Here is a 12,942-nt window from a genome sequence, read left to right as displayed (position 1 = left end):
TTTTCCGAATTTAATGTTAAATAAAAACCGGAAAAAACTTATTACAAAAGAAAAAATTAAAACAGATATGACTTTCGACATTGACATGATCAAAAAAGTGTACGAGCGTTACCCGGAAAGAATTGCAGCTGCAAGACAAATCGTGGGAAAACCTCTTACCCTTTCAGAAAAAATTCTTTACACCCATTTATGGGAAGGTAATGCTACATCAGCACATGAAAGAGGAAACTCTTATGTAGACTTTGCACCGGACAGAGTAGCAATGCAGGATGCAACAGCGCAAATGGCACTTTTACAATTTATGCAGGCTGGAAAAGCTAAAGTGGCTGTTCCTTCAACGGCTCATGCTGATCACTTGATTCAGGCAAGAGTAGGTGCGCAGGCAGATTTACAGGAAGGACTTAATAAGAATTCAGAAGTTTTCAATTTCCTGGGTTCTGTTTGTGATAAATATGGAATCGGTTTCTGGAAACCGGGAGCCGGGATTATTCACCAGGTTGTATTGGAAAATTATGCATTCCCTGGGGGAATGATGATCGGAACTGACTCTCACACGGTAAATGCAGGAGGATTAGGAATGGTGGCCATTGGTGTCGGTGGAGCTGATGCGGTAGATGTAATGGCTGGAATGGCCTGGGAATTGAAGATGCCAAAATTAATTGGAGTAAAGTTAACCGGTAAAATGTCCGGTTGGACTTCTGCAAAAGACGTCATCTTAAAAGTCGCAGGAATTCTTACCGTAAAAGGTGGAACAGGATGTATTGTAGAATATTTCGGAGAAGGAGCAGAATCTCTTTCAGCAACAGGAAAAGGTACCATCTGTAACATGGGAGCTGAGATTGGAGCTACCACTTCAACTTTCGGGTACGATGATTCTATGAGAAGATATCTTGCTTCTACAGGAAGACAGGATGTTGTAGACGCTGCCGACAAAGTTGCTGACCACTTAACAGGTGATGCTGAAGTTTATGCAAACCCAGAACAATATTTCGATCAGGTAATCGAGATCAACCTTTCTGAATTGGCTCCACACTTAAATGGACCTTTCACTCCCGATTTGGCGACTCCGGTTTCTGAATTTAAAGCTAAAGCTGAAGCCAACGGATGGCCTATCGAGGTAGAATGGGCATTGATAGGTTCTTGTACCAATTCGTCTTACGAAGATTTATCAAGAGCTGCTTCTATCGTTGAAGATGCTGTTACAAAAGGTGTTAAGCCTAAAGCTATCTTAGGAATTAACCCAGGTTCTGAGCAGGTAAAATTCACCGCAGAAAGAGACGGTTTCTTGGACTCATTCAGAAAATTTGAAAACGCAAGAATCTTTACCAATGCTTGTGGACCTTGTATCGGACAATGGGACAGAGAAGGTGCTGAAAAAGGGGAGAAAAACTCAATTATTCACTCTTTCAACAGAAACTTTGCGAAAAGAGCAGATGGTAACCCAAATACGCACGCTTTCGTAGCTTCACCGGAAATGGTAGCTGCCATCGCAATCTCAGGAAGATTAGATTTTAATCCAATTACAGATACCTTAACTAACGAATCTGGAGAACAAATAAAATTAAATGAACCTCAAGGTTTCGAGCTTCCCGCAAAAGGTTTTGCAGTAGATGACAACGGATATCAGGCTCCATCAGCAGACGGATCCGGTGTTGTAGTGAATGTAAGCCCAACTTCGGACAGACTTCAGCTATTGGAAGAATTCCCAGCTTGGGATGGTAAAAATATTACCGGCGCCAGACTTTTGATCAAAGCTTTCGGAAAATGTACAACGGACCATATTTCTATGGCCGGACCATGGTTGAAATATAGAGGTCACCTTGATAATATTTCAAATAACATGCTGATCGGAGCTGTAAATGCTTTCAATATGGAAACAAACAACGTAAAAAATGTATTAACAGGAGAGCACGGAGAAGTTCCTGCCGTACAGAGAGCTTACAAAGCAGCCGGCGTTCCTTCAATCGTTGTGGGAGATCAGAACTACGGTGAAGGTTCATCCAGAGAGCACGCTGCAATGGAGCCGAGACATCTTGGTGTAAAAGCTGTTTTGGTAAAATCATTCGCGAGAATCCATGAAACAAACCTTAAAAAACAAGGAATGTTGGGAATCACTTTCGCTAATGAGGCTGATTATGATAAAATTTTAGAAGACGATGTAATCAACTTCCTGGATCTAGACCAATTCGCTCCAGGAAAACAACTGACTTTAGAATTTATCCACTCAGATGGAACTAAAGACATCATTATGGCAAACCATACCTATAATGATCAGCAAATTGACTGGTTCAAGGCTGGTTCTGCGCTTAATCTGATTAAACAACAAGAAAATTAATTGTTAGATTTTAATTAATCATAGAAAAGGCAACTTCAGGATTGAAGTTGCCTTTTTGTTTCATTCATCTTTAAAACACATAAGTAATTTCAGAAAAGGAATTATTTCTTTCTATTTGCATAGCCATTAAATAAGACATAAACTGAAAAAGATAATGAAGGAAAATAAAAATTGTTTTTTCATAGTATAAAATTTTGATGACAAAAGGTAAAAAACTTTTCAGGGCGACATATGAGCTTGATTTTTAAAATTTACTTTTTTGTAACAAAAATTATTTTTCTACGTCTAACTAGATAGTAGCAAAAAAACATTATGAAAAAAACTATATTCGCTTTATCGCTTATAGGAACAATTCTGACCTATGCACAGGAAAAAAATGAGGTCAAAGAAAAGCAAATAGAAGGCGTTACCATTACTAAAACTAAAAAAGCCGTTGAGCAAAAAGCTGACCGTACGATTTTTGATTTTTCGGAGCAGCCGCAGCTTAATAACGGAAACGTTCTGGAGGGAATCAAAAAACTCCCAGGACTTGTTTCTACAGACATCGCAGGAATGATGTATCAGGGCAAAATTCTGGATGTATATCTTAACGGAAGACCATTAAATATCACTTCAAACGAATTAAATTCTTTTCTTGAAGGAATGCCTGCCAACTCAGTCGACAGAATTGAAGTAATCACTCAGCCGGGCGCAGAATTCCCTGCCACTTCGGGAGGTGCGATTATGAACATTATTACGAATAAAAATGCCAATAAATATTTGACAGCAACATATTCCGGAAACTATTCTTTCACTAATTATGATAAATTCAGAAGCAGAACGACTAATTCCGTTAATTTAAATGCCAGAAATAAAATCTTCGGATGGCAACTGAATGTTGGTCAGAACTATCGTGAAAGTATGTTGAACGGTCAGCAAGATGAATTACTGACAAGTAAAACCGATAGAATCGGGCGTGGTTATTTTGCAAAATCGGGACTGACTTTCGATCTTGGGCAGGACAGACTATTGGTAAACTACGACATTTATCACAATAATAATGACAATTACACTTTAAGTAATGGTCATGGAGATGTCCCGTATCAAAACGATCCGACAGATCTAAGAGAGGCATACTTTGACGCATCGGATGCTGCCCGTACCAATAATCTAAGACAGGAAGCTGTTGTAACATACCAGAAAAGATTTGCTGATAAATCTCAGAAATTAGACTTCCAGTTTGGCTACACAAGATCAGACAGCAAATTTGCTCAGGATAATTTTTTCCAAAAAGGGACTTATGTTCAAAATTCTGAGGATTTTAAATACCCGGGACGCGATAATGTTCTGAATAATGAATCGAATATGAATATCGCCAACTTCAAGATCGATTATTCTCAACCGATCAAGCTTCTGGATGGTGGAAAAGTAAGCTTTGGAGGATTGTATGAAAGACAGGATTATGATACGGAAAGTTTTGGAATCACCAACCTTGATTATCAAAGACAAACTGCTTCAACTTACCTTGAATTTCAGGCAAAACTCAAAAAATTTGATTTCATTTTAGGTTCAAGGGCTGAAAATTATGATATTTCAGGAATTACAAGGTATTTTGATAAACAGGGAAATCTGGTTCAGGCAGACCTGATTCCTTTTAATAAGTTTAAATTATTTCCGAATGCCAGCGTACAATATAACCTGATGAATCAGGTATATGTTGCCGCGAATTACAATAAAAAGATCAGCTTGCCAAGTATCTCCGCCTTAAATCCGAATAATGTTACTTTTTCCGGACCAAGTACTGAAGTAACCGGAAATCCCAATCTGCAACCTACCATCTTTGATAATTATGAATTGAAAATTTCAGCTTTTGACTATGCATTTATTGGATATAGTGTAAGCTCTGCGAGTAATCAGGTCGCACAGATCATCAGAAAAGACGGCAGAAAATTATTTAATGAACAGGTGAATATTTCAAATATGAAAATTCACAATTTCAACGTCGGGCTTCCGATTCCGTTTATGATTTTCAGTAAACCGATGAGTGAAATTATGAAATTTAATTTCAATCCTGATAAGATTAATTTCATGTATCTCTATGCCGGCTATCAAAAGCATGAGATTGACAACCTGAATAATAAAGGATTCTGGATTTTTAATATCATGACTCAGTTAATTTTACCAAAGGGCATTAAATTAACGGCAAATTATAGCTATTTAACGCCAAAAGCAGGATATTTCTACTTTACGGCAGAAAAACCTTTCAACAATTCATTCGATCTTACTTTAACGAAAAAGTTCATGGATAACCGTTTGACAGTTTCCGTATTTGCCAATGATATCTTTAACGGACAGGTAATGCAGGTACGTTCTAATCCGCCATCCGGAACCCCTGTTATGATAAGCAGTAAGTATGATACAAGAAATTTCGGGCTATCTGTCAATTATAAAATTCCGACAAGAAATAAATTAGCTAAAGAAGACGCAAATATTCTGAATCAAACGAAAAAAGAAGATAACGGCGGGGTAATGCAGCAGGGACAGTAATGAAACCACAATATAAAGAACGAGTCAATAAAAAAATATTGACTCGTTCTTTTTAAAACAATATAATTTAAAAATCGACCGTTTGAAATTTCCAGTTCGACGTGTCAATTAACGTTATTTGATTTAGTTGTACAGGTAAATCTGTGATCATTTTTAATGCTAAGTTCGCCATCATACTTCCCACAATTCCAGGCAATGCTCCCAAAACTCCAAGACTATCACAATCCGGCAAATTTTCATCAAAAGGAGGATCAGGAAAAATATCTCTTAAATTTTTACTCCCGTTATAATTAAAAATCGCGACCTGTCCGGAAAATCCCAGAATACTTCCGTAAACCAAAGACTTTTTTAATTTTACGCAAACATCATTGACTAAATATCGTGTTTTGAAATTATCTGAACCATCGACGATGATATCAAATTGAGAAATAATTTCTTCGATATTTTCATCATCAATTTTCTTCTCAATTCCTATAAAATTAACTTGATGATTAAGTTTTTTTACAAATTCTGCTGCACTTTTCACTTTCGATTTTCCAACCGAATTTTCATTGTGAATGATTTGTCGGTTTAAGTTATGTAATTCAACCTCATCAAAATCTGCAACTCCCAGTGTTCCAACTCCAGCCGCTGCCAAATATTGAATCACAGGGCTTCCCAAGCCCCCTGCTCCAATTACCAAAACTTTAGCATTCCTTATTTTTCGCTGACCTTCCAGACCAATTTCTTCAATGAAAATCTGTCGGCTATATCTTGAGAAAATGTCTTCGTTTTTCATTTAACTGATTTTTTGAACCATTTAAGATTGAGCTTTCGTCAGTTCGAGTGTTTTTCGCAATGGAATGGAGAAAAATGTATCGAGAACTTTTACTAAAACAAACTTCTCGATACGATTTTTTTTCAAAAATCTACTCGAAGTGACACATGTTATATTTCTTAATATATTTTTATTTATATTCCACTGTACACAGCATCCCAATCTTTCATTATCGGGTCATATCCAGCTTTTTTAATAATATTTTTAATTTCATTCATACTTCTTTCATCACTGGTTTCAAATTGTTCCAAAGATTCCTTATCCACTGCATAACCTCCGGGATTTGTTTTCGAAGCTGCACTCATCGCTGTTGCTCCCAATGAAATGATATTATTTCTAAATTTTTCGTTTTCTCTGGTGGAAATTGAAATCTCCAAATCTTCATTCCAGATTCGGTAAGCGCAGATTAATTGCAATAAATCTTTGTCCGACATGATAAAATTGGGTTCAATAATTCCCTCCGCAGGTCGAAGTCTCGGAAACGAAACCGAATACCTACTTTTCCAATATTGTTTTTGAAGATAATCGATGTGAAGCGCATTAAAAAAACTGTCAACCCGCCAATCTTCCAAACCAAGCAAAACACCCAATCCCATTTTATGAATTCCTGCCTTTCCAATTCTGTCGGGCGTTTCTAAACGGAAGTTGAAATTGGATTTCTTTCCTTTTGGATGATATTCTTTATAAACTTCCTGATGATACGTTTCCTGATAAACTAAAACCGCATTCACTCCCGCATCATGAAGCCGTTGATACTCCTCTTCTGATAAAGGCTGAACTTCAATGGAAATATTCGCAAAATATGGTTTTAGCAAATGAACAGCATTCAGAAAATAATCAATTCCGACCGTTTTATTCGCTTCTCCGCTTACCAGCAACACATGATTGACACCCATTGATTTTAAAACAGAAGCTTCAATCATCAATTCCGTATCAGAAAGTGTTTTCCTTTTAATGGAATTATCTAAACTGAAACCACAGTAGGTACAAATATTCTGGCATTCATTACTCAAATACAATGGTGCATACAACTGAATTGTTTTTCCGAAACGCTTTTGAGTAAGCTGCTGTGTCATTTTAGCCATCACTTCCAACTTTTTAGCAGCAACGGGCGAAAGAAAATTCAAAAAATCTTCTATTGTTTTATTCTTTTTTTGAAGACTCATTTCTACATCAGATAAAGTCACTTTTTCAAGCTTAGATTTGATGTCATTCCATTCATATTTTTCAAAAAAATCTTTAAAACTCTTCATACAATTTTATTTAAAATAATTGATGAATAGGACTTCATCCTATTCTTCTTTGAATCGTCCCTTCGGGGCTTTTTTTCTTTAATCAAACAAAAAAGAAGTCAGCGGACTCGATGCTTCTGCGTGTTGTGCAATCGCGCCCAAACCGGATTCAAAAGCCCTTCTTCCTGCAATGACACCTTCTTTAAAAGCCAATGCCATATTCACGGGATTTCTTGCAACCGCGATTGCTGTATTCACCAAAACTGCATCAGCGCCCAGTTCCATTGCTTTTGCAGCATCGGAAGGCGCTCCAATACCCGCATCTACCACAACAGGAACGTTGCTCTGACTGATGATAATTTCTAAAAAGTCCAATGTTCTTAATCCTTTATTTGTCCCAATTGGTGCTCCCAAAGGCATTACAACCGCTGTACCTGCATCTTCCAGACGTTTGCACAAAACCGGATCGGCGTGAATGTAAGGCATTACAATAAATCCTAATTTGGCCAATTCTTCTGTTGCATACAATGTTTCAATCGGATCAGGTAACAAATATTTAGGATCAGGATGAATTTCAAGTTTCACCCAGTTTGTTTCTAAGGCTTCTCGGGCTAATTGAGCTGCCAGAACTGCTTCTTTCGCGGTTCTTGCACCTGAAGTATTGGGCAAAAGGTGAGATTTTGTTGGCTTTAAAGCGTTTAAAATATCATCTTCTGAAGATTGAGAATCGATTCTTTTCAACGCCATCGTTACCATTTCACTTCCTGAAGCGATGATGGAATCGGTCATTTCTGAAAGGTTTCCGAATTTTCCTGTTCCTAAAAATAATCTTGATTCAAAAGTTCTGTCTGCTATAAGTAAGGGTTGATTTTTCATTGTAAGATGGTTTTAAATTGGTTAATAACAGAAGGCTGATTGGTAATTTGTCCTGAAACGGCTACCCCATAAATTCCTATTCCCTGTAATTGTTTAATATCTTCCAAAACAACTCCACCAATTGCAAATATTTTTGGAATTTCTAAAGATTTCTCTTTTAATTCCCAAATGATTTTCTCATATCCTTCGAAACCTAAAATCGGACTTAACTGTTCTTTAGTCGAAGTAAATCTTAATGGTCCCAAGCCAATATAATCGCATGGCTCGGTCATTCTTTGAAGAACATCTGAAATGGTATTTGCCGTTCCTCCGATGATTTTATTTTCTCCTAAAATATGTCGGGCAATATCAATTGATGTATCTTTTAAGCCTAAATGAACGCCGTCTGCATCGATCTCTTTTGCAATCTGAACATGATCGTTGATGATACAAACCGTCTGATGATCTGAACATAATTTTTTTGAAATTTCACAAAGTCTGATGAATTCATTTTCAGGAGCATTTTTAAAGCGAACCTGGATCCATTTTACACCGTTATCAAGAGCTTTTCGAATGTTAAGCTCCTGATCTTCTATGGTGAATCCTTGAGATATGTATTGTAATTTTTCCATTTTATTTTTTAAACGCAAAGAGCGCTAAGATTTTTTTTACTACTCCCTTTTTTTAAGTTAGCAAAAGCGTTCTACTTAGCAGAGAGCACAAAGTTTTAATAGTGGAATCCTAATAAAGCAGGATTGCTTGTTAAAAATTTTTCAATGTATAATTTTCCGTTTCTACAAGCTTCCTCTAAATTTTTTCCAAAAGCTAAATGACTTGCAATTGCGGAAGAAAGTACGCAACCTGAACCGTGTTTTGGATAAAAATCAGAAGTTATATCAATTGGATTAATGAATATTTCTTTACCGTTTTGAATTAAAATATCTGTTCCTATTTGATCTTCACGATGACCTCCTTTAATTAAAACTGAACATGAATTTTTCGCATTTTTAAAAAGATCAAATTCCTTTAAAACTTTATATTCATTATAATTTGGTGTAATTAAATCAATTTGCTGTAAAACATTTTTCAAATCAGAAATTGTATTCAGATCAAAAAAAGAAAACTCGGATGTACTTTTTAAAACCGGATCCCAAACAATTTTTGCGACAGGATTTACAGATTTAATTCGTTCTACAATTTGACTTAAAAACCAAGCATCTTTCACCACTCCGATTTTAATTGCTTTAACAAGATAATTTTTCATTAAAACATTAATTGCAGATAAAATTTCTTCCAAAGGCTGCCAGTTCAGGCTTAAACATTGAGATTCCGTCTGTAAAGTCATTGCCGTACAAACTCCCAATCCCTGAAGTTTCAATTGTTCAAACGTTTTAATATCTGCCAACAAACCAGCTCCGCCACTTGGATCGAAGCCTGCAATACTCATTACGAAAGGACGCTCTTTCTGCATTTTTTTAAAACATTTAAAGGTTCCTTACTTTCCCAAATTGATCCTAACAAAGCCACGCCATCAATGTCACTCTCGAAAACTTTACTAATATTTTGATCATTAATTCCTCCCAAAGCAATCAATTTTACGTTTGAATTGTTTCGTTTTTTAATATCATTCAAAACCGTTAAATTTTCTCCATATCCTTTTTTAGAAATACTAGGAAAAACCGGACTGATAAAAGCATACTCCCAATCTTCATTTAATTCATTGAAAATTTCAATATCATGAACAGACGTTGAAATCGTTTTATCTTCAAAAGATTTATACAAATCATTTTGCCTGTCAATTTCTCTGAAATGAAATCTTGAAATATTAAAATTTTCAGCCAGATCATAATGACTGTGCAAAACCAACTGATGATGAAATGTGGAATCTATTTTTTGAATAAAATCTGTTATTTCTTCCGAATTAATAAAAGGCTTTCTGATATGCAGCAAATCCAGTCCTTCGTGAAATAATTCATTAATCAATTCAGTTTCTTTCTGAACAACTTCTTCGGGAGTGATTACGATGATCATATATAAATTTCTTTCCCTTTTTCGATAAATTCCTGAGACTTGTCGAACATTCCTTTCTCTGCAGATTCACGAATTTCCTGTGTGATTTTCATCGAACAGAATTTTGGTCCGCACATTGAGCAGAAATGGGCAATCTTCGCTCCGTCTGCCGGAAGTGTTTCATCGTGGTAAGATCTCGCTGTATCAGGATCTAAAGAAAGATTAAACTGATCTTCCCAACGGAATTCAAATCTGGCTTTACTCAAAGCATTGTCTCTGTATTGTGAGCCGGGATGACCTTTTGCTAAATCTGCAGCGTGAGCAGCCAGCTTATAGGTAATAACTCCAACTTTTACATCTTCTTTATTCGGAAGTCCTAAATGTTCTTTTGGTGTCACATAACACAACATCGCACAACCAAACCAGCCAATCATTGCCGCTCCGATTCCGGAAGTAATGTGATCGTAACCGGGCGCAATGTCTGTTGTCAAAGGACCTAATGTGTAAAACGGAGCTTCATCACAGACTTCCAGTTGCTTTTCCATATTTTCTTTGATCATATGCATCGGAACGTGACCGGGACCTTCAATCATTACCTGAACATTATGTTTCCAGGCAATTTTTGTAAGCTCTCCTAAAGTTTCCAGTTCCGCAAACTGTGCTTCATCATTAGCATCGGCAATAGAGCCAGGACGAAGGCCGTCTCCCAAAGAAAAAGCAACGTCATATTTTTTCATGATCTCACAGATTTCCTCGAAGTGCGTGTACAAAAAGTTTTCTCTGTGATGAAACAAGCACCATTTTGCCATGATAGAACCGCCTCTCGAAACAATTCCGGTAACACGTTTTGCCGTTAAGTGAATATATCTCAACAATACTCCCGCGTGAATCGTGAAATAAGAAACGCCCTGTTCCGCCTGTTCTATCAACGTATCTTTAAAAATTTCCCATGTCAGATCTTCTGCAACTCCTTTTACTTTTTCCAATGCCTGATAAATTGGTACTGTACCAATCGGAACCGGGCTGTTTCTGATAATCCATTCTCTGGTTTCATGGATATTTTTTCCCGTAGATAAATCCATGATCGTATCTGCTCCCCAGCGACAGGCCCAAACTGCTTTTTCAACTTCTTCTTCAATGCTTGATGACACAGCACTGTTTCCGATGTTGGCATTAATTTTAACCAGGAAATTTCGTCCGATAATCATCGGTTCGCTTTCAGGGTGATTGATATTGTTGGGAATAATGGCTCTTCCGGCTGCGATCTCGTCTCTTACAAATTCTGGAGTGATTTTGCTTTTAGGAGTTCTTGCGCCAAAGCTGTTTCCAGGATGTTGAAAAGCCATGTCTTTTGAAACAGAATCGAGCTGTTCGATTTTTTGATTTTCTCTGATGGCAATATATTCCATTTCGGGAGTGATAATTCCCTGTTTTGCATAGTATAACTGGGTAACTTCCTGACCTTCTTTGGCAACTTTTGGTTTGTGATTATAAGAAAATCGTAATTCATCCAGTTTTGAATTGGCAAGACGGGCTTTCCCATAGTCAGACGTGATTCCATCCAGAATCTCTACATCATTTCTGTCTAAAATCCACTGTTCCCGGATTCTCGGAAGCCCTTTTTCGATATTTATTTCAGAATTTTCATCCGTGTAAGGTCCTGATGTATCGTAAATTGTAACAGGTGGATTTTCTTCAATCTTTCCGTTGGTGAGTTTTGTCGGACTTAGCTGTATTTCGCGCATCGCTACGCTGATCGGGTGAATTTTCCCTTCAACATAGATTTTTTTTGAGTTCGGAAACGGCGAACGTGTGATGTTATGAGCCATATAATTTTTGTTTTATTATGGAAATTAACCGCCCTGAGTGGCAGTAATAATTAAAATTGAATCTTTGTTGTTGAGAAATGTCTCCGCCCAGATTGATTGCGGAATAATGCGATTGTTCAGTGCTACAGCAATTCCTTTTTTCTTTTCAGGTAATTCCATAGCAATAAGTGCTTCCAGATTTTCGGGAAGTACTTCAAAAGTTTTTGTCGTGTGGTTGATTGTGATCTCCATTCCTAACATTTTTATTAAATGCACCTTAGGAATGGCTATTATTGTACAATAGAATGTACAGCAAAAGTCATCTACTTTTCCCTACGCTAGTATGATCTAGAAATCAGGTTCAAAGGGTAAAATCTCAGCCCGTTTGTTCAACAGACACCCCTAAAGTGTGAGGCGAAGTTAGACATTTTTTTGAAATGGGCAAAATTTCATTTTAAAATAAAAAGACCATCTCGATTTGAGACGGTCTTCATTTTTGTTTTTATAATATTTTTAGTAGAAAAGTTTTAGACTTCCATCCTGATTATATTGATTGGTCCAGTTTGACTGATTCAGGAAAAATTCGGAGCTATAAGGTTTATACTCTTTTGAAATCCTTCTTTTAGGGTTATTTTTTGATAACGAAAAGTAAAAATAATCTTCAAAAACACCTAAATTCTTAAATGGATTGGGTGCAGAATCGAAATTTTCAAACGTAACTTCATTAGTAACATAAGCATCAATATTATTATGTTTTTCAGTCTTTGTTGCCTTTTCTAAATTCCCTGAATTGTTATAACTAAACTTTTCGATATCAGTCCAAATGTAGTCATCCGGATCGCTGGGATCATAAGGCATATTGGGATATTCTGTCAGAATCTGAGTCAATTTCCCTGAAGAATCATAAGTATAGGTCAAGTGCTTTTCCAGATATTGATTACTAATCTCTGGAATAATCAATTTAGTTACATTACCCTGATGATCAAATTCAAATCGTCTTTCCTGCAACTGCACATTAAAATTAGGATCAGAACTATAGGTTTTCATAGTTGCTGTATTTCCGGTATATGTTATCGTTGTATAAATTGATTTTGAATAAACAGAAGAAAATCCTGTGCTTCCGGAAAGCTGAAGCTTTCCACCCATCTTTTTAATAACCCTTCCCTGAGTATCATACTCGAAAGTATAATTAAAGTCGTTTCCCGATGAAGGCTGAGATAAATTCGGAAAATTCCAAGAAATTTTGTTTGCATTTACTGCGACCGGCTGATTGATCTCAGTTGTTACTCCATCGTCATTATTTGCACAAGAAGTAAGAGCCAGCGATGTGGCTAAAAGAAATAATTTAAGTTTCATTTT

Annotated in this window: 11 protein-coding genes and 1 riboswitch; of the genes, 2 read left to right on the top strand and 9 right to left on the bottom strand. The window is 36.6% G+C overall.

What is annotated here, in order from left to right:
- Nucleotides 1-67: 67 nt before the first annotated feature.
- Both M2373_RS18420 and M2373_RS18415 read left to right on the top strand, forming a co-directional pair.
- On the top strand, nt 68-2,335 hold the full coding sequence (locus M2373_RS18420) for an aconitate hydratase (protein ID WP_259112714.1): 2,268 nt from the start codon (nt 68-70) through the stop codon (nt 2,333-2,335).
- Nucleotides 2,336-2,647: 312 nt separating this feature from the next.
- Nucleotides 2,648-4,861, top strand: a complete 2,214-nt coding sequence (locus M2373_RS18415) for an outer membrane beta-barrel protein (protein WP_259112713.1) — start codon at nt 2,648-2,650, stop codon at nt 4,859-4,861.
- Nucleotides 4,862-4,928: 67 nt separating this feature from the next.
- Here the strand turns inward: M2373_RS18415 and M2373_RS18410 are convergent, their stop codons facing one another.
- The 9 genes from M2373_RS18410 to M2373_RS18370 form a co-directional block, all read right to left on the bottom strand.
- Nucleotides 4,929-5,639: a HesA/MoeB/ThiF family protein gene (locus tag M2373_RS18410; RefSeq protein WP_259112712.1), complete on the bottom strand. Its 711-nt coding sequence runs from the start codon at nt 5,637-5,639 to the stop codon at nt 4,929-4,931.
- A 173-nt stretch (nt 5,640-5,812) separates the two neighbouring features.
- Nucleotides 5,813-6,931, bottom strand: a complete 1,119-nt coding sequence (gene thiH / locus M2373_RS18405) for a 2-iminoacetate synthase ThiH (protein ID WP_259112711.1) — start codon at nt 6,929-6,931, stop codon at nt 5,813-5,815.
- Between the two features lie 78 nt (nt 6,932-7,009).
- Entirely contained in the window at nt 7,010-7,786 is a 777-nt protein-coding gene (locus M2373_RS18400; protein WP_259112709.1) for a thiazole synthase, read from the bottom strand.
- Complete coding sequence (thiE, locus tag M2373_RS18395; protein WP_259112707.1) at nt 7,783-8,397, bottom strand: thiamine phosphate synthase; 615 nt, start codon at nt 8,395-8,397, stop codon at nt 7,783-7,785. The genes M2373_RS18400 and thiE overlap by 4 nt, the downstream gene beginning before the upstream one ends.
- A gap of 95 nt (nt 8,398-8,492) precedes the next feature.
- Nucleotides 8,493-9,236 (bottom strand): hydroxymethylpyrimidine/phosphomethylpyrimidine kinase, encoded by a 744-nt coding sequence (locus tag M2373_RS18390; RefSeq protein ID WP_259112704.1) that lies wholly within the window; start codon nt 9,234-9,236, stop codon nt 8,493-8,495.
- Complete coding sequence (locus tag M2373_RS18385; RefSeq protein WP_259112703.1) at nt 9,212-9,796, bottom strand: thiamine phosphate synthase; 585 nt, start codon at nt 9,794-9,796, stop codon at nt 9,212-9,214. The genes M2373_RS18390 and M2373_RS18385 overlap by 25 nt, the downstream gene beginning before the upstream one ends.
- Nucleotides 9,793-11,604 (bottom strand): phosphomethylpyrimidine synthase ThiC, encoded by a 1,812-nt coding sequence (thiC, locus tag M2373_RS18380; protein ID WP_259112701.1) that lies wholly within the window; start codon nt 11,602-11,604, stop codon nt 9,793-9,795. The genes M2373_RS18385 and thiC overlap by 4 nt, the downstream gene beginning before the upstream one ends.
- Nucleotides 11,605-11,628: 24 nt before the next feature.
- Nucleotides 11,629-11,835, bottom strand: a complete 207-nt coding sequence (gene thiS / locus M2373_RS18375) for a sulfur carrier protein ThiS (RefSeq protein WP_259112699.1) — start codon at nt 11,833-11,835, stop codon at nt 11,629-11,631.
- A gap of 61 nt (nt 11,836-11,896) precedes the next feature.
- Nucleotides 11,897-11,997, bottom strand: a riboswitch (TPP riboswitch).
- Nucleotides 11,998-12,096: 99 nt separating this feature from the next.
- Nucleotides 12,097-12,939 (bottom strand): hypothetical protein, encoded by an 843-nt coding sequence (locus M2373_RS18370; RefSeq protein ID WP_259112698.1) that lies wholly within the window; start codon nt 12,937-12,939, stop codon nt 12,097-12,099.
- Between the last annotated feature and the right edge of the window lie 3 nt (nt 12,940-12,942).

The sequence above is a fragment of the Chryseobacterium sp. JUb7 genome (genome assembly GCF_024806495.1).
GTDB lineage: Bacteria > Bacteroidota > Bacteroidia > Flavobacteriales > Weeksellaceae > Chryseobacterium.
This window is presented reverse-complemented; position numbering and strand designations above follow the sequence as displayed.

Bases quoted from the DNA above. Each gene is read 5' to 3' on its own strand.
- thiS (WP_259112699.1), bottom strand. From the start codon at position 11,835: ATGGAGATCACAATCAACCACACGACAAAAACTTTTGAAGTACTTCCC.
- M2373_RS18385 (WP_259112703.1), bottom strand. From the start codon at position 9,796: ATGATCATCGTAATCACTCCCGAAGAAGTTGTTCAGAAAGAAACTGAA.
- M2373_RS18400 (WP_259112709.1), bottom strand. From the start codon at position 7,786: ATGAAAAATCAACCCTTACTTATAGCAGACAGAACTTTTGAATCAAGA.
- M2373_RS18410 (WP_259112712.1), bottom strand. From the start codon at position 5,639: ATGAAAAACGAAGACATTTTCTCAAGATATAGCCGACAGATTTTCATT.
- M2373_RS18420 (WP_259112714.1), top strand. From the start codon at position 68: ATGACTTTCGACATTGACATGATCAAAAAAGTGTACGAGCGTTACCCG.
- thiC (WP_259112701.1), bottom strand. From the start codon at position 11,604: ATGGCTCATAACATCACACGTTCGCCGTTTCCGAACTCAAAAAAAATC.
- M2373_RS18390 (WP_259112704.1), bottom strand. From the start codon at position 9,236: ATGCAGAAAGAGCGTCCTTTCGTAATGAGTATTGCAGGCTTCGATCCA.
- thiH (WP_259112711.1), bottom strand. From the start codon at position 6,931: ATGAAGAGTTTTAAAGATTTTTTTGAAAAATATGAATGGAATGACATC.
- M2373_RS18370 (WP_259112698.1), bottom strand. From the start codon at position 12,939: ATGAAACTTAAATTATTTCTTTTAGCCACATCGCTGGCTCTTACTTCT.
- M2373_RS18415 (WP_259112713.1), top strand. From the start codon at position 2,648: ATGAAAAAAACTATATTCGCTTTATCGCTTATAGGAACAATTCTGACC.
- thiE (WP_259112707.1), bottom strand. From the start codon at position 8,397: ATGGAAAAATTACAATACATATCTCAAGGATTCACCATAGAAGATCAG.